The organism is Streptomyces sp. NPDC020731 (assembly GCF_044334705.1).
Lineage (GTDB): Bacteria > Actinomycetota > Actinomycetes > Streptomycetales > Streptomycetaceae > Streptomyces.
In genome coordinates, this window is the sequence record NZ_JBIRTN010000018.1 from 28,119 (window position 1) to 47,618 (window position 19,500).

21 protein-coding genes are annotated in these 19,500 nt (G+C 72.2%); 7 read left to right on the plus strand and 14 right to left on the minus strand.

The features are described 5' to 3' along the window. Positions 1 to 28: 28 nt before the first annotated feature. The 5 genes from ACH4VX_RS25960 to ACH4VX_RS25980 form a co-directional block, all read right to left on the minus strand. Complete coding sequence (locus tag ACH4VX_RS25960; protein ID WP_398370512.1) at positions 29 to 721, minus strand: ABC transporter ATP-binding protein; 693 nt, start codon at positions 719 to 721, stop codon at positions 29 to 31. 64 nt (positions 722 to 785) lie between these two features. Then, a complete protein-coding gene (locus tag ACH4VX_RS25965; RefSeq protein WP_398370514.1) occupies positions 786 to 2,003 on the minus strand; it encodes an alginate lyase family protein in 1,218 nt (405 codons plus the stop codon). 156 nt (positions 2,004 to 2,159) lie between these two features. Then, complete coding sequence (locus tag ACH4VX_RS25970) at positions 2,160 to 2,906, minus strand: DUF3710 domain-containing protein (protein WP_398370516.1); 747 nt, start codon at positions 2,904 to 2,906, stop codon at positions 2,160 to 2,162. Position 2,907: 1 nt separating this feature from the next. Then, positions 2,908 to 3,468 (minus strand): dUTP diphosphatase, encoded by a 561-nt coding sequence (dut, locus tag ACH4VX_RS25975; RefSeq protein ID WP_398370517.1) that lies wholly within the window; start codon positions 3,466 to 3,468, stop codon positions 2,908 to 2,910. Further along, complete coding sequence (locus ACH4VX_RS25980) at positions 3,465 to 4,049, minus strand: PaaI family thioesterase (protein WP_398370519.1); 585 nt, start codon at positions 4,047 to 4,049, stop codon at positions 3,465 to 3,467. Before ACH4VX_RS25980 ends, dut begins: the two co-directional genes overlap by 4 nt. Before the next feature lie 58 nt (positions 4,050 to 4,107). Between ACH4VX_RS25980 and ACH4VX_RS25985 the strand changes: the two genes are divergently transcribed. After that, positions 4,108 to 4,578 carry a DUF3093 domain-containing protein gene (locus tag ACH4VX_RS25985; RefSeq protein WP_398370520.1) on the plus strand — a complete coding sequence of 157 codons (471 nt, stop codon included), beginning with the start codon at positions 4,108 to 4,110 and terminating at the stop codon, positions 4,576 to 4,578. 42 nt (positions 4,579 to 4,620) lie between these two features. Here the strand turns inward: ACH4VX_RS25985 and ACH4VX_RS25990 are convergent, their stop codons facing one another. The 4 genes from ACH4VX_RS25990 to ACH4VX_RS26005 all read right to left on the minus strand — a co-directional run bounded on the left by ACH4VX_RS25990 (position 4,621) and on the right by ACH4VX_RS26005 (position 8,172). Next, positions 4,621 to 5,565: a hypothetical protein gene (locus ACH4VX_RS25990; RefSeq protein ID WP_398370522.1), complete on the minus strand. Its 945-nt coding sequence runs from the start codon at positions 5,563 to 5,565 to the stop codon at positions 4,621 to 4,623. 13 nt (positions 5,566 to 5,578) lie between these two features. Continuing rightward, a complete protein-coding gene (locus tag ACH4VX_RS25995) occupies positions 5,579 to 5,875 on the minus strand; it encodes a DUF4193 domain-containing protein (RefSeq protein ID WP_003993510.1) in 297 nt (98 codons plus the stop codon). Between the two features lie 392 nt (positions 5,876 to 6,267). Continuing rightward, on the minus strand, positions 6,268 to 7,512 hold the full coding sequence (locus ACH4VX_RS26000; RefSeq protein WP_398370523.1) for a sensor histidine kinase: 1,245 nt from the start codon (positions 7,510 to 7,512) through the stop codon (positions 6,268 to 6,270). A gap of 6 nt (positions 7,513 to 7,518) precedes the next feature. Beyond that, positions 7,519 to 8,172 (minus strand): response regulator transcription factor, encoded by a 654-nt coding sequence (locus tag ACH4VX_RS26005; protein WP_094216398.1) that lies wholly within the window; start codon positions 8,170 to 8,172, stop codon positions 7,519 to 7,521. Positions 8,173 to 8,598: 426 nt separating this feature from the next. Here ACH4VX_RS26005 and ACH4VX_RS26010 point away from each other — a divergent pair, with 426 nt between their 5' ends. Then, entirely contained in the window at positions 8,599 to 8,772 is a 174-nt protein-coding gene (locus ACH4VX_RS26010; protein WP_167748545.1) for a hypothetical protein, read from the plus strand. A gap of 275 nt (positions 8,773 to 9,047) precedes the next feature. Here ACH4VX_RS26010 and ACH4VX_RS26015 read toward each other — a convergent pair whose 3' ends face one another. Then, a complete protein-coding gene (locus ACH4VX_RS26015) occupies positions 9,048 to 9,863 on the minus strand; it encodes an inositol monophosphatase family protein (RefSeq protein WP_398370524.1) in 816 nt (271 codons plus the stop codon). A gap of 8 nt (positions 9,864 to 9,871) precedes the next feature. Then, positions 9,872 to 10,999, minus strand: a complete 1,128-nt coding sequence (locus ACH4VX_RS26020) for a ferrochelatase (protein WP_398370526.1) — start codon at positions 10,997 to 10,999, stop codon at positions 9,872 to 9,874. Positions 11,000 to 11,199: 200 nt separating this feature from the next. On the opposite strand from ACH4VX_RS26020, the gene ACH4VX_RS26025 reads away from it, so the two are divergent. The 3 genes from ACH4VX_RS26025 to sepH all read left to right on the plus strand — a co-directional run bounded on the left by ACH4VX_RS26025 (position 11,200) and on the right by sepH (position 15,080). Further along, positions 11,200 to 12,438 (plus strand): MFS transporter, encoded by a 1,239-nt coding sequence (locus tag ACH4VX_RS26025; RefSeq protein WP_398370527.1) that lies wholly within the window; start codon positions 11,200 to 11,202, stop codon positions 12,436 to 12,438. Continuing rightward, positions 12,398 to 13,717: a D-arabinono-1,4-lactone oxidase gene (locus tag ACH4VX_RS26030; RefSeq protein ID WP_398370529.1), complete on the plus strand. Its 1,320-nt coding sequence runs from the start codon at positions 12,398 to 12,400 to the stop codon at positions 13,715 to 13,717. The genes ACH4VX_RS26025 and ACH4VX_RS26030 overlap by 41 nt, the downstream gene beginning before the upstream one ends. A gap of 313 nt (positions 13,718 to 14,030) precedes the next feature. Further along, the gene (gene sepH / locus ACH4VX_RS26035) at positions 14,031 to 15,080 is read left to right on the plus strand and encodes a septation protein SepH (RefSeq protein ID WP_398370531.1); all 1,050 of its coding nucleotides are present in this window, start codon (positions 14,031 to 14,033) and stop codon (positions 15,078 to 15,080) included. 102 nt (positions 15,081 to 15,182) lie between these two features. On the opposite strand, the gene ACH4VX_RS26040 is transcribed toward sepH, so the two are convergent. Continuing rightward, the gene (locus ACH4VX_RS26040) at positions 15,183 to 16,034 is read right to left on the minus strand and encodes a sulfurtransferase (RefSeq protein WP_398370532.1); all 852 of its coding nucleotides are present in this window, start codon (positions 16,032 to 16,034) and stop codon (positions 15,183 to 15,185) included. A gap of 184 nt (positions 16,035 to 16,218) precedes the next feature. Here ACH4VX_RS26040 and ACH4VX_RS26045 point away from each other — a divergent pair, with 184 nt between their 5' ends. After that, a complete protein-coding gene (locus ACH4VX_RS26045) occupies positions 16,219 to 17,022 on the plus strand; it encodes a VOC family protein (RefSeq protein ID WP_398370534.1) in 804 nt (267 codons plus the stop codon). 81 nt (positions 17,023 to 17,103) lie between these two features. Here the strand turns inward: ACH4VX_RS26045 and ACH4VX_RS26050 are convergent, their stop codons facing one another. Next, positions 17,104 to 18,237 (minus strand): FAD-dependent oxidoreductase, encoded by a 1,134-nt coding sequence (locus ACH4VX_RS26050; protein ID WP_398370535.1) that lies wholly within the window; start codon positions 18,235 to 18,237, stop codon positions 17,104 to 17,106. 148 nt (positions 18,238 to 18,385) lie between these two features. On the opposite strand from ACH4VX_RS26050, the gene ACH4VX_RS26055 reads away from it, so the two are divergent. Beyond that, complete coding sequence (locus tag ACH4VX_RS26055) at positions 18,386 to 19,012, plus strand: TetR/AcrR family transcriptional regulator (protein WP_398370536.1); 627 nt, start codon at positions 18,386 to 18,388, stop codon at positions 19,010 to 19,012. Between the two features lie 117 nt (positions 19,013 to 19,129). Here ACH4VX_RS26055 and ACH4VX_RS26060 read toward each other — a convergent pair whose 3' ends face one another. Continuing rightward, a complete protein-coding gene (locus tag ACH4VX_RS26060; RefSeq protein ID WP_398370538.1) occupies positions 19,130 to 19,396 on the minus strand; it encodes a hypothetical protein in 267 nt (88 codons plus the stop codon). Between the last annotated feature and the right edge of the window lie 104 nt (positions 19,397 to 19,500).

A 19,500-nucleotide genomic window follows, 5' to 3' on the forward strand; every position in this document is an offset into this window, starting at 1 on the left:
CCCGGCCGAACGCGGGGCCCGGCGGGGGTCAGTGCTCGACGATCCCGCCGTCGCTCAGCTCCAGGACCCGGTCGGCGAGGTCGAGGAGGGTGGTGTCGTGGGTGGCGACGAGCGCGGTGACGTGCTCGCTGCGGACGACCGCGCGCAGCAGCTCCATCACGGCGTGCCCGGTCTCCGCGTCCAGCTGGCCGGTCGGCTCGTCGGCGATGAGGAGGGAGGGGCTGTTGGCGAGGGCGCGGGCGATGGCGACCCGCTGCTGCTGGCCGCCGGACAGTTCGCCGGGCCGCTGGGCGGCGTGGTCGGCGAGGCCGACCAGGGACAGCAGCAGTTCGACGCGCTCCTCGCGCTCGCCCGGGTCGGCCCGGCGCAGCCGCAGCGGGACGCCGACGTTCTCGGCGGCGGTGAGGATGGGGATGAGGCCGAAGGACTGGAAGACGAAGCCGACGTGGTCCCGGCGCAGCGCGAGCAGCCCGTTCTCGTCGAGGCCGGCGAGGTCGCGTCCGTCGACGGCGACCCGCCCCCGGTCGGGGGTGTCGAGGCCGCCGACGATGTTCAGGAGTGTGGTCTTGCCGGATCCGGAGCGGCCCTTGAGGGCGACCAGCTCGCCGCGCGGGACGTCGAAGGAGACACCGCGCAGCGCGTGGACGGCGGCGGCTCCGGTGCCGTACGACTTGTGCACGTCCTCGACGCGCACCATGGTCTCGGTGCCCACCCGACTCATCCGACCGCCCTCCCCCGTGAACCGGGCGCCAGTATCCCCGCCCGACGCCCGGTCGATCAACGCCTCAGGCCGGGTTGTCCCCGTGGGTGAGGGTCTCCCAGGCGACGAAGAGGTTGTTGCTGCCGGACGGGCGGGTGCGCTCGGTCAGCGCCTGGGTGTTGGTCATGGCGAAGCCGAGGCGGTGGTGCAGGGCGTTGTGGCCGACCTCGGTGACCGGGCCGAGGCCCAGGTGCAGGGAGCCGCCGCACAGCCAGGCCGGGACGGCCGCGCCCTGCTCGTACGTGGCCTGGAAGCCGAGGGCGTGCCGCAGCCGCTCGCCGACGTCGGTGCCGTACAGGTCCTGGCCCTGGATGCGGCTGGTCTCGGCGACGTGCGAGATGGAGGAGATGCCGTAGCCGGTGTGGGTGAGGTCGCGGCAGGTCTCCTGGGTGAGGCCGGTGACGAACGTCGGCTGGTTCTGCCAGTACTTGACGACCTTCTCGCGGGTGTCGAGGTTCTGGCTCGGCACGGTCCTCGGCAGGGCGCCGTCGGATTCGAGGTAGACGTAGGCGGCGGTGCGGGTGCGGAACGTGGCCATGGCCCTGTCGTAGGAGGCGCGGTCCTCCAGGAAGACGGAGATGCCGACGGCGGCCTCCATCATCGTCAGCTCCCAGTTGCCGTTGGAGTTCGAGCCGTTGATGATCTCGGGCAGGTAGACGTTCCGGAGCATGGTGGCGAAGCGGGTGGAGTTGTCCCAGCCGCCGGTGTACGTGTGCTTGATGATCTCCGCGGCCCTGGGCCAGGAGGAGCCGGCCCAGCCGGTCTGCAGGGGCGCGTTGCTGTTGGTGTGGTCCCGGATCACGGCGGACCAGGCGTCCATCAGCTCGATGGACTTGCGCGCGTGGCGCTCGTCGCGGGTGATGTACCAGGCGAGCGCGTGGGTGTAGGCGGCGATCGCGTCCTCGCGCTCGTCGGTGCAGCCGAGGTCCGGGTTGGAGTACGAGCCGCACTCGACCACCGCGCGGGGCTTGGGGGTGCGGTTCAGGTCGGCGTACTTGCTCGCCGCCATCCGGTCGAAGGCGCCCTTCCAGGGCTGGGCGCCGGCGTCGACCCTGCTCCGCGTGAAGTCCAGCTGGCTCCGGGAGACGGTGACTCCGGGGTGGACGAAGGTGGCGGGGGCGGGGGCGGCGGCGGCTCGCTCGGCGCCGGGGCGGAGTACGAGGGTGCCGACCAGCGCCGTGGTCAGGAGTGCGAACAGTACGGCGCGGGCTCCGCGGCGGTGGTGGGGAGATGCAGAGGACATGTGGGGGGTCCATCCGTTCTCGTACATGAACGATGAGCGTCTTCTTGAACGCCCGGATGGGCCGAGACGGTAGGTCCAGACCAATACCGCGTCAAGGGTCCACGCACGGGAAAGGGCCGCACCCCCGCGTGGGAATGCGGCCCTGCGACCGGCCGACTAGCGCACCTCGGTGATCTCCGGTCCGCGCTGGAGCTGACCCATGCCGCCGGCGAAGCGGGAGCCCTCCTCCTGCTGCTGCACGTTCTCGGGGACCATCTGCGCGTCGTTCGGCAGCTTCAGGACGATCGGGTCGCGCGGAGCCATCGGGCCCTCACCGCGCACCACGACCGTGTCCCGGAAGATCTGCTCGAGGAGCCCGGCGGCCCCCGGCTGCACCGCGCCCTGGCCCGAGATCACCCCGCGCAGGAACCAGCGGGGGCCGTCCACACCGACGAACCGCACGACCTGGAAGCCTCCGGTGCCGTCCGGCAGCTGCACCGGCACCTGGGCCCGCAGCTCCCAGCCCAGCGGGCCCTCGACCTCGTCGATGATGCCGCCCTGCTGGGTGATGCCGGACGCGATCTCCTCGCGTACCTCGCCCCAGATGCCCTCCCGCTTGGGCGCGGCGAAGCCCTGCAGCTGGATGGCGCTGTCCCGCAGTACGACGGTGGCCGCGACGATCGCGTCGCCCGCGACCTCCACCCGCAGCTCCATGCCGTCGACACCGGGCACGAACAGGCCGCCCAGATCGACCCGGCCCTCGCCGGGCTCGCTGACCTCGGTGTCGTCCCAGGGCCCGTCGGGCCGCGGCGCCGGCTCGAGCCTCAGCCGCCCGGCCTCCTCGCCCGCCTCAGCGTCGACGACCTGCTCGGCCTCGCCGGCCGCACCGTCGGCGGCATCCTTCTTCTTGCGACGTCCGAACACGTCACTGTCCTTCCCGGTCGGATACGACCGAAGCGTATCGATTCCCACCCGCTGTACCGCCCGTGGCGGCCTGAACGCTTGTGCCGCTCTTACCTTCCACCGCGGCGTGGCCGCCGGTGGACCCGAAGCCCCCCTCGGCCCGGGCCGAGGGGGGAAGCTCCGCGACCGACACGAAGCGGACCCTCTCGACCTGCTGGACGACCAGTTGGGCAATCCGGTCGAAGCGCTCGAACCGCACGGTCTCGCGCGGGTCGAGATTCACCACGATCACCTTGATCTCCCCACGGTACCCGGCATCAACCGTCCCCGGGGCATTCACCAGGGCGACGCCGCAGCGGGCGGCAAGACCGGATCGCGGGTGCACGAAGGCCGCGTACCCCTCGGGCAGCGCGACAGACACCCCCGTCGGCAGTACGGCCCGCTCACCGGGAGCCAGTTCGCGGGCCTCGGTGGTCCGCAGATCGGCCCCCGCGTCCCCCGGGTGCTCGTACGCCGGAAGCGGCACGTCGGGGTCGACGCGCCTGATCAGTACCTCGAGCGCGCCGGGACGGGGCTCGCTCACGGGTTCACCTCGAAGGCGCGGGCGCGGCGGACCTGGTCGGGGTCGTCCATGGCGGCCCGGATCTCCTCCTGGCGGCCGTGGTCGACGAAGTGGTCGACCTTGACCTCGATGAACAGGGCGTCGGCGCGGACCGCGACCGGCCCGTCGGGGCCACCGATGCGTCCGGTGGCGGTGCAGTAGATCTTCCGTCCGGCCACCGCCGTCACCTCGGCCTCCAGGCGCAGCACGGTGCCGACCGGCACGGGCCGGACGAAGTCGGTCTCCAGCCTGCCGGTCACCGCGATGGTGCGCAGCAGCCAGTTGAGCGAGCCGAGCGTCTCGTCCAGGGCGGTGGCGAGCACCCCGCCGTGCGCGAGTCCGGGGGCGCCCTGGTGGGCGGGCTGCACGGTGAACTCGGCGGTGATCGACACGCCTTCGCCCGCGCGGGCCTCGAGGTGCAGCCCGTGGGGCTGTTCGCCGCCACAGCCGAAACACTGGCCGTAGTGCGCGCCCAGGAGTTCGCCGGGTGCGGGGGCGTCCGGATGGCGCACCGGTCGCACGGCGTCGGCCGGGGGCTGAAGAGCTGCGGAAATACCACTCACAGGCGCAGACCTTACCCGCGCGTGAGTCCCGGCCCGACACCGTGCCAAGCTTGGATTCATGCAGCTCTCCGCCTCCCCGTACGAAGAACGCCTCACCGCCCCCCGCTCCTGGTGGCTGATCTCCTTCCTGGTGGGGGTCTCCCTGGCGCTGATCCTGCTGCCGTTCGGCACGCTGCCGATGCTCGGCGGCCTGGCCGGCGGCACCGCCGCGGCGGCGGTCGTGGCCAGTTCGTACGGCTCGGTGCGCATCCGGGTCGTGGGCGGCCACCTGATCGCGGGCGAGGCGAAGATCCCGGTGTCGGCGCTGGGCGAGGCGGAGATCCTGGACGCCGACGAGGCCCGGGCCTGGCGCACCCACAAGGCCGACCCGCGCTGCTTCATGCTGCTGCGGGCGTACATCCCCGGCGCGCTGCGCGTGGACATCACCGACCCGGCGGACCCGACTCCCTACGTCTTCCTGTCGACGCGCGAGCCGGAACGGCTGGCGCAGGCGCTGCGGGCGGCGAAGGACGCCGCCGGCGCCGTGTAGGGCGGTACGAGGAACACGCGGGCGGGGTGTCACCCGGAGGGCTCACGGGGCCTGACGCCCGTCGTCCTTCCCGTGGTGGCCACCGAGCTCCTTGAGGGCGTCCTCGGGGAGGGCGTCCTCGGGGCGGTCCAGGGCGGGGAGGGCGGGCAGCGCGTCCCAGGGCACCTGGATTCTGCGCAGGTCGTCCCGGATGCGCGCGGCGAGCTTTCTGGTGTCCCTGCGGTTCATGGCGGCGCCCACGGCGGCTCCCACCAGGAACGGCATCAGGTTCGGCAGGTTGCGGACCGTGCGCTTCATGATCCGCTGGCGCAGTTCGCGCTTCATGCGGCTGTTCAGCGCCGCGCTCACGGTCGAGGGCTTGGTCGCCTCGACCCCGCGCTCCTCCGACCAGGAGTTGAGGTACACGGTGCTGCGCCGGCCGAGGGTGCCGGCCGGCCGTACGCCGTAGACCTCGTGGAGTTCGGCGATCAGCTTCAGTTCGATCGCGGCGACCCCGGTGATCTCGGCGGCCAGCTCCGTCGGCATCGCGGGCGGTACGGGCATCATGGCCGCCGCGCCCACTCCGGCCCCGACCGTCGCCGTGGCCTTCGCGGCGCCCGCCACGAGCCTGTCCGCGAGTTCCTCGGGGCCGAGGCCGGGGAACTGCCGGCGCAGCGTCCCGAGGTCGCGTACGGGCACCCGCGGGGCGATCTCGATGATCCGGTCCGCGAGATGCGCCAGCCCCGCGCGGGCGCGGGCACCGCCCTTGCGGGCGCCTTCCAGCGCCTTCTCACGGATCACGGCGGCCCGCCGGTGCGCCACCGGCGCGGTGACCTCCGGGGATGCCGGGAGGTCACCCCGACCGGCTGCCGCTTCGAGCGAGGCCGCCCCGGTACCGGTTGAGCCCCGCTCTTGGTCACGCGTGTCGTGCTGCGGGCCCTCCAGGGCCCCTTGGTCCGCTCCCCTCGTGAAGAAGCGGCGCTTCCGCGGAGGGGTCGAGCCAGTCACGGCCGACCCCGCCTCAGTCGCAGTCGCGGCAGATCGGCTGGCCGTTCTTCTCGCGGGCCAGCTGGCTGCGGTGGTGGACCAGGAAGCAGCTCATGCAGGTGAACTCGTCCTGCTGCTTGGGCAGGACCCGGACGGCCAGCTCCTCGTTCGAGAGGTCCGCTCCGGGCAGTTCCAGGCCCTCGGCGGCCTCGAACTCGTCGACGTCCACGGCCGAGGCCGACTTGTCGTTCCGCCGGGCCTTCAGTTCTTCGAGGCTGTCCGAGTCGACGTCGTCGTCGGTCTTGCGTGGAGTGTCGTAGTCGGTTGCCATGTCACTCTCCCCCTCTGGGTGTATGCGGTGTCTCCAGCGCACGTAACGCGTGAGAGGCCGGACTTGTGCCCGACCTGAGGCGGAGATTTTGCCTCACATCAAGGTCTGTTACTCAATCGACACCCAACCGAACTCCTCGCGAGTGATCGGCTTGGATGGCGAGGGGGACCGTACACGGTCCGAATGCCGCACTTCAAAGGCGCCTCACCGTGTACTTCCCGTGATCAGGCCCCCTGAAAACCGGGACTTTCCCGACTTTCGCGGGGATACATGATCACGGAGAGTGGACAGCCCGGGAATCGCCCCTGTGATCGATCACACACGGGATCACCGGAGAGGCGCCCCGAAAATTCCGCTCAAAGCGAACACCCCGTTGTGTCCGCGGCATCATCTCAGATCCGCAGGGTGACACGCATCACGAGCCCACCCCCCTCGCGCGGTTGTGCGTAAATGTGTCCGCCGTGCGCCCGGGCGACCGACCGCACGATGGACAGACCGAGCCCGACGCCCTTGTCGCTGCCCGTGCGCTCGGTGCGCAGCCGCCGGAACGGCTCGAAGAGATTGTCGATCTCGTACGCCGGTACCACCGGGCCCGTGTTCGACACCACCAGGACCGCCTGTCCGTGCTCCACCTCGGTGGTGACCTCGACCCAGCCCTCCTCGGGCACGTTGTACCGCACGGCGTTCTGCACCAGGTTCAGCGCGATCCGCTCCAGCAGCACACCGTTGCCCTGGACGACCGCGGGCCGGCGTGCGCCGCGGATCTCCACGCCCTTCGCCTCCGCCTCGCCGTGCACCTGGTCGATGGCCTGGGTGGCGACCTCGGCGAGGTCCACGGGTTTGCGCTCGACGATCTGGTTGTCGCTGCGGGCGAGCAGCAGCAGGCCCTCCACGAGCTGTTCGCTGCGTTCGTTGGTGGACAGCAGCGTCTTGCCCAGCTGCTGCAGCTCCACCGGCGCGCCGGGGTCGGAGAGGTGCACCTCCAGCAGGGTGCGGTTGATGGCCAGCGGGGTGCGCAGCTCGTGCGAGGCGTTGCCCACGAAGCGCTGCTGGGCGGTGAACGCCCGCTGGAGCCGCTCCAGCATGTCGTCGAAGGTGTCGGCCAGCTCCTTCAGCTCGTCGTCCGGGCCGTCCAGCTCGATCCGGCGGGACAGGTCCGAGCCGGCCACCGCGCGGGCGGTGCGGGTGATCCGGCCCAGCGGCGACAGGACCCGGCCGGCCATGGCGTAGCCGAAGGCGAAGGCGATGATCGCGAGACCGAGCAGGGCCCCCAGGGAGCGGCTGAGCAGATCGTCCAGCGCGTGCTGCCGCTGGACGGCGTTGCACTGCTTGAGCATGTCGTTGAGCTGGCCGTTGGTGGTCGCGCTGTCCAGCTGCGGACAGGTCTCGCTGGTGATGTCGATGTTGCTGCCGGTCACCTGGAAGGACTGGCCGCCGCCGCCGTCATGGAGTGCCTGGGCTGCCAGCAGATAGATGATCGACAGCAGCAGGATCCCGGCGATCAGGAACATGCCGCCGTACAGCAGCGTGAGGCGTATGCGGATGGTGGGACGCAGCCACGGGAAGGGCGGGTCGCCCTTCCTCGGGTCCCAGGTGGGCTTGGGGGGCGCCGTGGGGGGCGCGGGTGTGGCGGCCATCGGTCATCAGATCCGGTATCCGGAGCCGGGCACGGTCACGATGACCGGCGGCTCCCCCAGCTTGCGGCGCAGGGTCATCACGGTCACCCGCACCACGTTGGTGAACGGGTCCGTGTTCTCGTCCCAGGCCTTCTCCAGCAGCTGTTCCGCGGAGACGACCGCACCCTCGCTGCGCATGAGCACCTCCAGGACGGCGAACTCCTTCGGCGCGAGCTGCACCTCCTTGCCGTCGCGGAAGACCTCGCGGCGGTTGGGGTCGAGCTTGATCCCGGCGCGCTCCAGGACGGGCGGCAGCGGCACGCTCGTACGCCGCCCGAGGGCCCGCACACGCGCGATGAGCTCGCTGAACGCGAAGGGCTTGGGCAGGTAGTCGTCGGCGCCGATCTCCAGGCCCTCGACACGGTCGCTGACGTCGCCGGACGCCGTGAGCATCAGCACGCGCGTGGGCATGCCGAGCTCGACGACCCTGCGGCAGACGTCGTCGCCGTGCACGAGCGGGAGGTCGCGGTCGAGGACGACCACGTCGTAGTCGTTGACGCCGATGCGCTCCAGGGCGGCCGCACCGTCGTACACGACGTCGACGGCCATGGCCTCCCGGCGCAGTCCGGTGGCCACCGCATCGGCGAGCAGTTGCTCGTCCTCGACGACGAGTACGCGCACGTCGCTTGTCCTTCCTCGGGTCCCGCCCTTGACCGGACAGCGCCTCAGGGCGCACCCGGGCAGGGGTACGGGTGGGTGTGTTGACCTCCATCCTGCCCTTTTCGGCCATAAGTCGGCTGTAAGGCGGGTGAGGGGACGGGGGAACGTCCGGGCGAACGGGGTGGGAATACGAGAATTTCCCGCACGGTTAGGTTTCCCCGGAAGAGAGCTTGGGGAGGACGGTTTTTACATCCCGCGATCACGCTCTGCACGTACCGCACCACCGTGCGGTACGCATCAGTCCGCTTCCGCAGAGTGGGCGTGGATGTCCGGCACCGTCGCCGCCCGGCCGAGCGGCGCTGGGCATCCGCTCCGGACGTGATCGTCCCTTCCGAACGGCACACCCCCGTGCCACCGACCCACCGACCCAGGACGAGGGGGCGCAGCATGGACGCATTCACCGCAGGACTTCTGCAGCGTATAAAGGCGACCGAGTCCGACCTGTCGCGGGCCCGCGACGACGGCGACGACTTCCTCGTCGACGTGGAACAGGGCGAACTCGACGACCTGCGCCGCCTCGCCGCCGAGCACGGCGTGGAGGTCGGCGCGTACAGCGTCTGACCGGCTCGCACCAGAACGGGTCCCGGCGAATCCAGCGCCGGGGCCCGTTCGTTCTGTTCGTTCACGCGGGCCCGGTGGTCGGTGGGGCCCCTGGGAGATGTCGTTTGGATCTTGCCGGGGTCGCGGGGTCCGGCACGCACCTCCGCGGCGTTGTCGTCGGTCCTCGACGCCCCGCGTCGACTCCCTCCTCCGCCTCGCGGCCGCACGCACCGGACCCCGCCCGGCTCGGCTGTGAGTCGCCGTCGCCCGAAGCCGGCCTGATCCAAACGACACCCCTAGTCGTGCCAGGCGCCGTAGTCCTCCAGAAGTCGCTGGAGGGGCTCGAAGACGCCCGGGGTCGCCGCGACCGTGAGGTCCCAGGACGGGCGGTCTCCGGGGCGGCCGCCGGTCCGCGCGCCCGCCTCGCGGGCGATCAGGTCGCCGGCCGCCAGGTCCCAGGGGTGCAGCCCGCGCTCGTAGTAGCCGTCGAGGCGCCCCGCGGCGAGGTCGCACAGGTCGATCGCGGCCGAGCCCCCGCGCCGGATGTCCCGCAGCAGGGGGATCAGCCGCTGCGCCACGTCTGCCTGGTGGGTGCGGACCTCGGCGACGTAGTTGAAGCCGGTCGACACCAGGGCCTGTTCCAGGGGCGGCGAGGGACGGCAGGTCAGCCGCCGCTCGCCCGACCGGGCACCGGTGACCCAGGCGCCGCCCCCGCGTACCGCGTGGTACGCCTCATCGCGCATGGGGGCCGCGACCGCCCCGGCCACGGTCTCGCCGTCCTGCTCGGCGGCGATGGAGACGGCCCAGGTGGGCAGGCCGTACAGATAGTTGACCGTGCCGTCGAGCGGGTCGATCACCCAGCGGATGCCGCTGCTGCCCTCGGTGGAGGCGCCCTCCTCGCCGAGGAAGCCGTCCTCCGGGCGGCGCTCGGCGATCAGCGTGGTGATCAGCTTCTCGGCCGCGATGTCCATCTCGGTGACGACGTCGATCGGGCTGGACTTGGTCGCGGCGACCGCGAGGTCGGCCGGGCGGCCGTCCCGCAGCAGCTCGCCCGCGCGGCGGGCCGCCTCCCGGGCGAGCTCCAGCAGTTCCGCGTGCAGGGGGTCGGTCACGGCGCTCCTCATGCGTAGGGGCTGTCGGCACCCGCGGCGGCGGGGCGCGGGGCGCGGGCCGGGCAGCAGCCCACCGGGCAGAGGTCGTGGCTCGCGCCGAGCGCGCCCAGGGCGCACGGCGCGACGTCCTGCCCGCGTTCGGCGACGGCGCGTTCCACGATCAGCTCACGGATCGCGGCGGCGAACCGCGGGTCGGCGCCGACGGTCGCCGAGCGGCGCACCGGCAGGCCCAGCTCCCCCGCCTTGGCGGTGGCCTCGGTGTCGAGGTCGTAGATGACCTCCATGTGGTCGGAGACGAAGCCGATGGGCGCCATGACCACGGCCGGGACCCCGGCCGCGTGCCGCTCCTCGAGGTGGTCGCAGATGTCGGGCTCCAGCCAGGGGATGTGCGGGGCGCCGGAGCGGGACTGGTAGACGAGCTGCCAGGGGTGGTCGACGCCGGTGCGTTCGCGGACGGCGTCGGCGATCAGCCGGGCCACGTCCAGGTGCTGCCGGACGTACGCGCCGCCGTCGCCGTGCTCCTCGGCCGGGCCGGAGGTGTCGGCGGCGGAGGTGGGGATCGAGTGGGTGCAGAAGGCGATGTGCGCGCCGTCCCGGACGTCCTCGGGTAGGTCGGCGAGGGACCGCACGACGCCGTCGATCATGGGCTCGACGAAGCCGGGGTGGTTGAAGTAGTGCCGCAGCTTGTCGATCTTCGGCAGCTCCAGCCCCTCCTGCTCCAGGGTCGCGAGGGCGTCGGCGAGGTTCTCGCGGTACTGGCGGCAGCCCGAGTACGAGGCGTAGGCGCTGGTGGCCAGGACGAGGATGCGGCGGCGGCCGCCCTGGACCATCTCGCGCAGGGTGTCGGTGAGGTAGGGCGCCCAGTTGCGGTTGCCCCAGTGGACCGGCAGGTCCAGGCCGTGGTCGGCGAAGTCCTTGCGCAGTACGTCCAGCAGGGCGCGGTTCTGGTCGTTGATGGGGCTGACCCCGTCGAAGAGGAAGTAGTGCTGCCCGACCTCCTTGAGGCGTTCCTTGGGGATGCCGCGCCCGCGCGTCACGTTCTCCAGGAACGGGACCACGTCGTCCGGGCCTTCGGGACCACCGAAAGAGAGCAGGAGCAGGGCGTCGTAAGGGCTGGCATCGAGCACGTCAGGCATGTCCCGATCCTGCCACCCGTGACCGACGGCCGGGACACGGCGGGGGCGTCACCGGCCGCGCGTCGCCGGCGGGCCGCGGTCGCCGCCGCTCCGGCCGCCGTCATCGCTCATGCATACGGGTGAACGCGCCAGTAAGCTGTATCGACTGCGGTCGCACCTTACTGAGACGCGGTCGCACCTCGGAAACCTTCGGAGACCCCGTGCCCAGCCCCTATCGCGCCCTGTTCGCCGCCCCCGGCAGCAGGGCATTCTCCGCCGCGGGGTTCCTCGGCCGGATGCCGCTGTCCATGATGGGCATCGGCGTGGTGACGATGATCTCCCAGCTCACCGGGCGGTACGGGCTGGCCGGCGCGCTGTCGGCGACCATCGCGCTGGCCGCCGCCGTGGCGGGCCCCCAGGTCTCGCGCCTGGTGGACCAGTACGGGCAACGGCGGGTGCTGCGCCCCGCGACGCTGGTCTCGCTCACCGCGGCGGCGGTGCTGCTGTTCGCCGCGCACTACGGCTGGCCGGACTGGGTGCTGTTCGTCGCGTGCGCCGGCATCGGCTGCGTGCCGAGCGTCGGCTCGATGATCCGGGCCCGTTGGGCCGCCCTGTACCGGGGCACCCCGAAGCTGCACATCGCGTACTCGTTCGAGTCCGTGGTGGACGAGATGTGCTTCATCTTCGGGCCGATCATCTCCATCGGGCTGTCCACGGCCTGGTTCCCTGAGGCCGGACCGCTGCTCGCGGCCTGCTTCCTGGCTGCCGGTGTCTTCTGGCTGACCGCGCAACGCGCCACCGAGCCCGAGCCGCACCCGCGCGAACACCAGGGCGGCGGCACGGCGCTGCGCGCCGCGGGCCTCCAGGTCCTGGTCGCCACGTTCGTGGCGACGGGTGCGATCTTCGGTGCCGTGGACGTGGTCACCGTGGCCTTCGCCGAGGAGCAGGGGCACAAGGCCGCCGCGAGTGCGGTGCTCGCCGTGTACGCGCTGGGCTCCTGCGTGGCCGGCGTCGTGTTCGGGCTGCTGCACTTCGCGGGGGCGCCGGAACGCCGTTGGCTGCTGGGCGTGTGCGCCATGGCCGTGAGTATGATCCCACTCCTACTGGTCGGGAACCTGCCGTTTCTGGCCGTGGCGCTGTTCGTTGCGGGTCTGTCCATCGCTCCGACGATGATCACGACGATGTCCCTCATCGAAGAGCACGTACCACGCACGCAGCTCACCGAGGGCATGACCTGGGTGAGCACCGGGCTGGCGGTCGGGATCGCCACCGGCTCCTCCGTGGCCGGCTGGGTGATCGACGCGGCCGGGGCGCGTGCCGGGTACGGGGTTCCGGCGGTGGCCGGGGCCGTCGCGGTCGCGGTCGGTTTCCTCGGGTACCGCCGGCTCAAGCGGCCGGTTCCGGGTCGGGGAGGCTCCGTTGGGCAGCACAGCGAGCGCGAGGAACGGCACATGGCGTAACTGGGGCGGCAACGTGTCGGCGCGTCCCGCGCGGGAGACCGCGCCCGCCTCCGTCGAGGAGCTGGCCGCGGCCGTGCGCCGGGCCGCCGAGGACGACATGCCGGTGAAGGCGGTCGGCACCGGGCACTCCTTCACCTCCATAGCCGCCACCGACGGCCTGCTGATCCGCCCCCGGCTGCTGACGGGCATACGGCACATCGACCGCGCGGCCGGCACGGTCACGGTGGAGGCCGGCACCCCGCTCAGGAGACTGAACGTGGCCCTCGCGCGGGAGGGTCTGTCGCTGACCAACATGGGCGACATCATGGAACAGACGGTCTCCGGGGCCATCAGCACCGGCACCCACGGCACGGGCCGCGACTCGGCCTCCATCGCCGCCCAGGTCCGGGGCCTGGAGCTGGTCACCGCCGACGGTTCGGTGCTCAGCTGCTCCGCGGAGGAGAACCCGGACGTCTTCGCGGCCGCCCGGATCGGGCTCGGTGCCCTCGGCATCGTCACCGCGATCACCTTCGCCGTGGAGCCGGTCTTCCTGCTCACGGCCCGCGAGGAGCCGATGCCCTTCGACCGGGTCTGCGCCGAGTTCGACCAACTTCACGCCGAGAACGAGCACTTCGAGTTCTACTGGTTCCCGCACACCGGCAGCACCAACACCAAGCGCAACAACCGCAGCGCGGGCCCGGAGCGGCCGGTACCGCAGCCCAAGGGCTGGTTCGAGGACGAGTTCCTCTCCAACGGGGTCTTCCAGGCGGCCAACTGGGTCGGCCGCGCGGTCCCCGCGAGCATTCCGGCCATCGCACGGATCTCCAGCAAGGCGCTGTCCGCGCGGACGTACACCGACATCCCGTACAAGGTGTTCACCTCGCCGCGCCGGGTGCGCTTCGTGGAGATGGAGTACGCCGTCCCGCGCGAGGCCCTGGTGGAGACGCTGCGGGAGCTGAAGGCGATGGTCGACCGCTCGCCGCTGCGGGTCAGCTTCCCCGTGGAGGTGCGCACCGCGCCGGCCGACGACATCACGCTGTCCACCGCGTCCGGCCGGGACAGCGCCTACATCGCCGTCCACATGTTCAAGGGCACCCCCTATCAGGGGTATTTCACCGCGGCCGAGCGCATCTTCACCGCGCACGAGGGGCGACCCCACTGGGGGAAGATCAACACGCGCGACGCCGAATACCTCTCGCGGGTGTATCCGCGCTTCGAGGAGTTCACGGCGCTCCGGGACCGGCTCGACCCGGAACGCCGGTTCCGGAACGACTACTTGCGGAGGGTCCTGGGGTCGTAGAGGATTCGTTGCGCGGCGTGCCAATCCACGCAGGTGGCCCAAATGGAGTACTGTTGCGAGCCCTGGGTCCGGTCTCCCGTCAGGGTGCTCGGGACCTTGAGGACCGCCGGGAGGGGACTAGTTGCACAGGGTGAGGCAGTTGGTCACTTAGCGTTGCGAATAAGTAACCGTGCCATAACGGCGATCCAGGGCCCGCGCCCGACACGCCGGGCAACTCGGCAAGGTTGTGGCAGGCTGCACCCGGGCAGGCCACACTCGACTAGCGGAAGCAGCGACGCACGTGACGTCGGCAGGCACCACCCGGGAGGTCCCCATGCCGGAACTGCGTGTCGTGGCCGTCTCGAATGACGGCACACGGCTGGTGCTGAAGGCTGCGGACAGCACGGAGTACACGCTTCCGATCGACGAACGGCTCCGTGCCGCCGTGCGCGGCGACCGTCCCCGCCTCGGCCAGATCGAGATCGAGGTGGAGAGCCATCTCCGCCCCCGCGACATCCAGGCGCGTATAAGAGCCGGCGCGACCGCGGAAGAGGTCGCGCAGATGGCCGGCATCCCCGTGGACCGCGTACGCCGCTTCGAGGGCCCCGTCCTCGCCGAGCGCGCGTTCATGGCCGAGCGCGCCCGCAAGACCCCGGTCCGCAGGCCCGGTGAGAACTCCGGTCCCCCGCTCGGCGAGGCGGTACAGGAGCGACTGCTGCTGCGCGGCGCCGACAAGGACACCGTCCAGTGGGACTCCTGGCGCCGCGACGACGGCACCTGGGAAGTACTGCTGGTCTACCTGGTCGCGGGCGAGCCGCACTCGGCGAGCTGGACGTACGACCCGCCGCGGCGGCTCGTCCAGGCCGTCGACGACGAGGCGCGCTCGCTGATCGGCGAGTCCGACGACCTCGCCTCGCCCGAGCCCAGCTTCCCCTTCGTGCCGCGCATCGCCCGGCTGCCGCGGGACCGCCCGCTCGACCGTCCCGGCGACCGCGAGCGGCCGAGTCTGCCCGCGCAGGCGTCCGAGCCCGACGAGGAGTCCCTGACGGCCACGGCATCGGGTGAACGGGACTCGCTGACCAGCCTGCTGGAGGCGGTGCCGAGCTTCCGGGGCGACCTGGTGGTCCCGGAGCGCGCGCCCGAGACCGCTCCCGAGGAGCCGGACTCCGAGCCCGAGGCGGAGGAGCCACCGGCCCCCGCGGCCTCGGCCGGGTCCGCGTACGCGGATGTCCTCATGCCGCGTGCCGTCACCAGCCACCGGGACCGGCTCATCGGCTCGACCGACCGTCAGGCCGAGGCGGACGGCGTCCGTCCGGGCCGCCGCGCGGCGGTGCCGAGCTGGGACGAGATCGTGTTCGGGACGCGGCGGAAGAAGCAGGAGTAGCCCGTTCGGACGGTCCGCCGGCACGGCCGGTTGACGGGAGAGACCGACACGTAAGGGGCGCTCACCATGGGTGGGCGCCCCTTACGCGCTGCGGAACGCTGTCTACTGCGGATCCGGCCCCACCGCGACCGGCCGCCCGGGATCGGACGACCACTCCGACCAGGAACCGACGTACAGGGCCGCCGGGACACCCGCGACCGCCAGCGCCAGCACCTCGTGCGCGCCGGAGACACCCGAGCCGCAGTACACGCCGACCGGCGAACTCCGCGACACGCCCAGTTCCTTGAAGCGGGCGACCAGTTCCCCGGCGGGCAGGAAACGGCCGTCGGCGCCGACGTTCTCCGTCGTGGGCGCCGAGACCGCGCCCGGGATGTGCCCGCCCACCCGGTCGATCGGCTCCACCTCACCCCGGTACCGCTCCCCCGCGCGGGCGTCCAGCAGCACCCCCGAACGCGCCAGCGCCGCCGCACCGTCGGCGTCGAGCAGCCCGGCCGCCCCCGGCTCCGGTACGAAGTCGCCCTCGGCCGGCTGCGGCACCGACGTCTCCAACGGCCCCTCCCAGGACGGCAGCCCGCCGTCGAGGACCCGCACGTCCGGGTGGCCCGTCCAGCGCAGCAGCCACCACGCGCGGGCGGCACCCCAGCCCATGCCCCCGTCGTACACGACCACCGGCGTCCCGAAGGACACGCCCGCCCGCCGCATCGCGGCGCCGAACACCGCGAGGTCCGGCAGCGGATGGCGCCCGTGCCCGCCCGGCGCGGACGCCAGCTCCTCGTCGAGGTCGACGAAGACGGCGCCGGGAAGATGCCCTGCCTCGTACGCGGCCCGTCCGTCGAACGGCGGCTCACCGGTCGCCTTGGCCGTGCTGAGCTGCCAGCGGACGTCGAGCAGCACCGGCGGGCCGGCGCCCGCGAGCGCGCCCGCGAGTTCGGGTGCGGAGATGATGGCGTTCATGGCCCCCATCCTCGCGCACGGGGTGGCCGAGTCGTCCGCATCCGGTTACTCTGCTCGGCCGGACAGGACTGGTCACGAGGCGTACGGGATCGGGCACATACTGTGTCGGCAGCGGCGCGGGAACGATCCGCCGGGACACGAGAGGACAACGGCCGGCACACGCGGCCGAGAAGAGAGCGACGACATGACCGACGCACGGGGGAACGCCCGCCCGAACGGCGAGGTACCCGCTCGGCACACACCCGGCACACCCTGCTGGGTGAGCCTGATGGTGCACGGCCTGGACGCGACCGAGGAGTTCTACGGGGCGCTGTTCGGCTGGGAGTTCCGCCCCGGCCCCCAGCAACTCGGCCCGTACGTGCGTGCCCTGCTCGACGGGCGTGAGGTGGCCGGCATCGGTGTGCTGTCGCCGGACCGCGATCTGCCGATCGCCTGGACGCCCTACTTCGCCTCGGACGACGTGGACCTGACGGCGGACGTGGTGCGGTCGTGCGGCGGCACCATCGGGGTGGGCCCGCTGGACGCCGCCGACGCCGGCCGGCTGGCGATCGGCTCCGACCCGGGCGGTGCCGTCTTCGGCATCTGGCAGGCGGCCTCGAGCCCGGGCACCGCCGTCACCGGCGTCCCCGGCACGCCCGCCTGGAACGAGCTGACGACCTTCGAGTCGACCCGTACCGCCAAGTTCTACGAGACCGTGTTCGGTCACGCCGAGGAGCCGGGCGTCTCCACCGACGTCGACCACGTCACCCTGCACCTGAACGGCCGCCCGGTGGCCGGAATCCACGGCGCGGGCGACGCCCTCCCCCGGGACCGGGGCCCGCACTGGACGACGTACTTCACCGTGCGGGACACCGACGAAGCGGCGGCCCGGGTCCGCCGCCTGGGCGGCCGGATCCTCGCACCGGCCCACGACGGGGACCACGGCAGGGCCGCCCTGGTGACGGACCCGGAGGGCGCACGGTTCGCGCTGCTGCAGAACCGGCGCTGACGCGCGGTCCGCTTGACGACGTACAGCGTCTTCGGGCGGGAGTGACGGGGAGCCGGTTGCCCCTCGGCCCGCCCCGGGGCGTCAGTGGTTGTCGACGGTGGCGAAGTCGGGCAGCTCGGTGGAGAGCAGCTCGGTGGCGGCGCCGTCGAGGAGCCGGGCCATCTCCGTGGAACGGGGAAGCATGGTCTTCTCGTAGGCGCGGACGGCTTCGCCGACGGTGTCGTGGCGGGCGAGGGCGAGGGCGAGTTCGCAGGCGTCCAGCATGGCGAGGTTGACGCCGACGCCGAGCGGGGGCATGAGGTGGGCGGCGTCACCGAGCAGGGTCACCGTGGGGTTGTGCTCCCAGGTGTGCGGGACCGGGAGGGCGTGGATCGGGCGGTCGACGTAGTGGCCGTCGTTGTCGGTGATCAGCCGGCGCAGGCGGGGTGACCAGTCGCGGTAGCGCTCCAGGAGGCGGGCGCGGATGCCGTCGGTGTCCTGGGGGGTGAGGCCGCCGGCGGTGATCCAGTCGGCCGGGACGCGCTGGATGAGGTAGACGCGGATGTGGTCGCCGCTGTTGCGCTGGGCGAACAGGCCGCGGTCACCGTCGGCCGCGGCGGCGCTGCCCCGGCCGACGAGCTCGGCGATGTCGGGGTGCCGGGTCGTGACGTCGTGGAACCAGGCTTCCAGGAAGCTCACGCCGCTGTACCGGGGGGTGGCCCGGGAGACGGCGTGGCGGACCTTGGACCAGGCGCCGTCGGCGCCGATGACGAGGTCTGCCTCGACGGTGGTGCCGTCGGTGAAGTGCAGCTGCCGGGGGCCTTCGGCGGGGCCACCGACGGAACGCAGGGTGTGGTTCCAGCACACGGTGCCGGGCCGGAGCGAGCCGAGCAGCAGGTCGCGCAGTTGGCCGCGGTCGATTTCCGGCTTGAACCGCTCGTCCTGCTCGGGAACGTGGTGGAAGAGGACCGTGCCGGCCGGGTCCAGCTGGCGCATCTCCTGCCCCTCGGGACGGGCCAGCCGGAAGAACTCCTCCAGGAGACCGGCTTCGCGCAGGGCGATCTGGCCGTCGTCGGCGTGCAGGTCGAGGGTGCCGCCCTGGTCGCGGGCGTCGGGGCCGGCGTCGCGGTCGTGGACGGTGACGGTGATGCCGTGCTGCTGAAGGATGCGGGCGCAGGTCAGGCCGCCGGGGCCGGCGCCGATGACGGCGATGCGGGGTGTGGGGGTGGTGTTCATGGTGTGCTCCGTTCGTTCGGTGCGGTCCCGAGGGGGAGAGAGGGGCCGGGCAGTGCCTCGCAGCCACCGCCCCAGAAAAACACACCAACTCAATAAGTGCAACAATTCAACTTTTGAAGTGGGTCAACCAAGGAGATAGGATGTCGGCATGCCGAGAACGACGACCGACACTGCGACAGATCCCTCCCCCGCACCCATCGGGCGCCGCGAACGCAAGAAGGCCGCCACCCGCCAGGCCATCGCCGACGCCGCGCTGCGCCTGTTCCTGGAGCGCGGGTACGACGAGGTCGGCATCCGCGAGATCGCGGACGCCGCCGACGTCTCCACCACCACCCTGTTCAAGCACTTCCCGGTCAAGGAGGCCCTCGTCTTCGACGAGGACGCCGACCAGGAGACCCACCTGCTCGCGGCCGTCCGCGAGCGCCCCGAGGGCCGGTCGATCCCCGCCGCGCTGCGTGAACACGCCCTGACCACCCGGCTGGTCTCCGCCGACAGCGACGCCCGCTTCACCGCCTTCGCCGGCCTGGTGGCCGGCACCCCCGCGCTGCGCGACTACGCCCAGAAGATGTGGCTGCGCCACGCTACGGCGCTCGCCCGGGTCATCGCCGAGGAGAGCGGCCTCCCCGCGGATGACCCCGCCTGCACCGCCCTGGCCCACTTCGCCCTCGAAGCCCCCCGCGCGGCCTACCCCCACGACACCCCCCGCGAGGTCGTCGACCGGGCCTTCGACCTCCTGGAACAGGGCTGGAGCGCAGTCGCCCGGAGCGGGGCGTGAGCGGGCGCGTCGCGGCGTGACGGCCCGCGATCCGGGCGGCCGGGGCGGGCCCCGCCCTCATCGACTGAGGCCGGGCACTGCCCTGCCGGCCGTTCAGGCCGGGCGGCACCGTCCCCCTCAGCCCGTCCCCAGGGCCGTACCGGCTTCGCCGCCCTCCCAGCCGTCAGTGGTGCGCCAGATGACCTCGACCGTGAAGACGTCACGGATGGAGCCGGCGGACCACGGTTCGGCAGGCGGTTCGGAGAGCACGAGGTAGAGACGGTCGGCCTTGCTCGGCAGGGTGCGGCCGACTTCCAGGAGCCGCGCCGCGCCTGCGCGGAGGCCGGCGTGTCTCGCCGGACTGACGCCCGGCGCCGACATCGACCACCGCGGCACTCCCTTCACCGAGCCCCTTCTCGACGCCCTCCTCCATGCCCTCCACGACCCCGTCACCGGGCATCCCCTCCTTGGTGACGCCCGGTTCGAGTCGACGACCTTCCAAGGTGACG

Excerpts from the sequence above, each read along its gene's own strand:
- ACH4VX_RS25965 (WP_398370514.1), bottom strand. The coding sequence starts at position 2,003 with ATGTCCTCTGCATCTCCCCACCACCGCCGCGGAGCCCGCGCCGTACTG.
- sepH (WP_398370531.1), top strand. The coding sequence starts at position 14,031 with ATGCCGGAACTGCGTGTCGTGGCCGTCTCGAATGACGGCACACGGCTG.
- ACH4VX_RS25995 (WP_003993510.1), bottom strand. The coding sequence starts at position 5,875 with ATGGCAACCGACTACGACACTCCACGCAAGACCGACGACGACGTCGAC.
- ACH4VX_RS26010 (WP_167748545.1), top strand. The coding sequence starts at position 8,599 with ATGGACGCATTCACCGCAGGACTTCTGCAGCGTATAAAGGCGACCGAG.
- ACH4VX_RS26000 (WP_398370523.1), bottom strand. The coding sequence starts at position 7,512 with ATGGCCGCCACACCCGCGCCCCCCACGGCGCCCCCCAAGCCCACCTGG.
- ACH4VX_RS26040 (WP_398370532.1), bottom strand. The coding sequence starts at position 16,034 with ATGAACGCCATCATCTCCGCACCCGAACTCGCGGGCGCGCTCGCGGGC.
- ACH4VX_RS26050 (WP_398370535.1), bottom strand. The coding sequence starts at position 18,237 with ATGAACACCACCCCCACACCCCGCATCGCCGTCATCGGCGCCGGCCCC.
- ACH4VX_RS25985 (WP_398370520.1), top strand. The coding sequence starts at position 4,108 with ATGCAGCTCTCCGCCTCCCCGTACGAAGAACGCCTCACCGCCCCCCGC.
- ACH4VX_RS26020 (WP_398370526.1), bottom strand. The coding sequence starts at position 10,999 with ATGCCTGACGTGCTCGATGCCAGCCCTTACGACGCCCTGCTCCTGCTC.
- ACH4VX_RS25960 (WP_398370512.1), bottom strand. The coding sequence starts at position 721 with ATGAGTCGGGTGGGCACCGAGACCATGGTGCGCGTCGAGGACGTGCAC.
- ACH4VX_RS26045 (WP_398370534.1), top strand. The coding sequence starts at position 16,219 with ATGACCGACGCACGGGGGAACGCCCGCCCGAACGGCGAGGTACCCGCT.
- ACH4VX_RS26055 (WP_398370536.1), top strand. The coding sequence starts at position 18,386 with ATGCCGAGAACGACGACCGACACTGCGACAGATCCCTCCCCCGCACCC.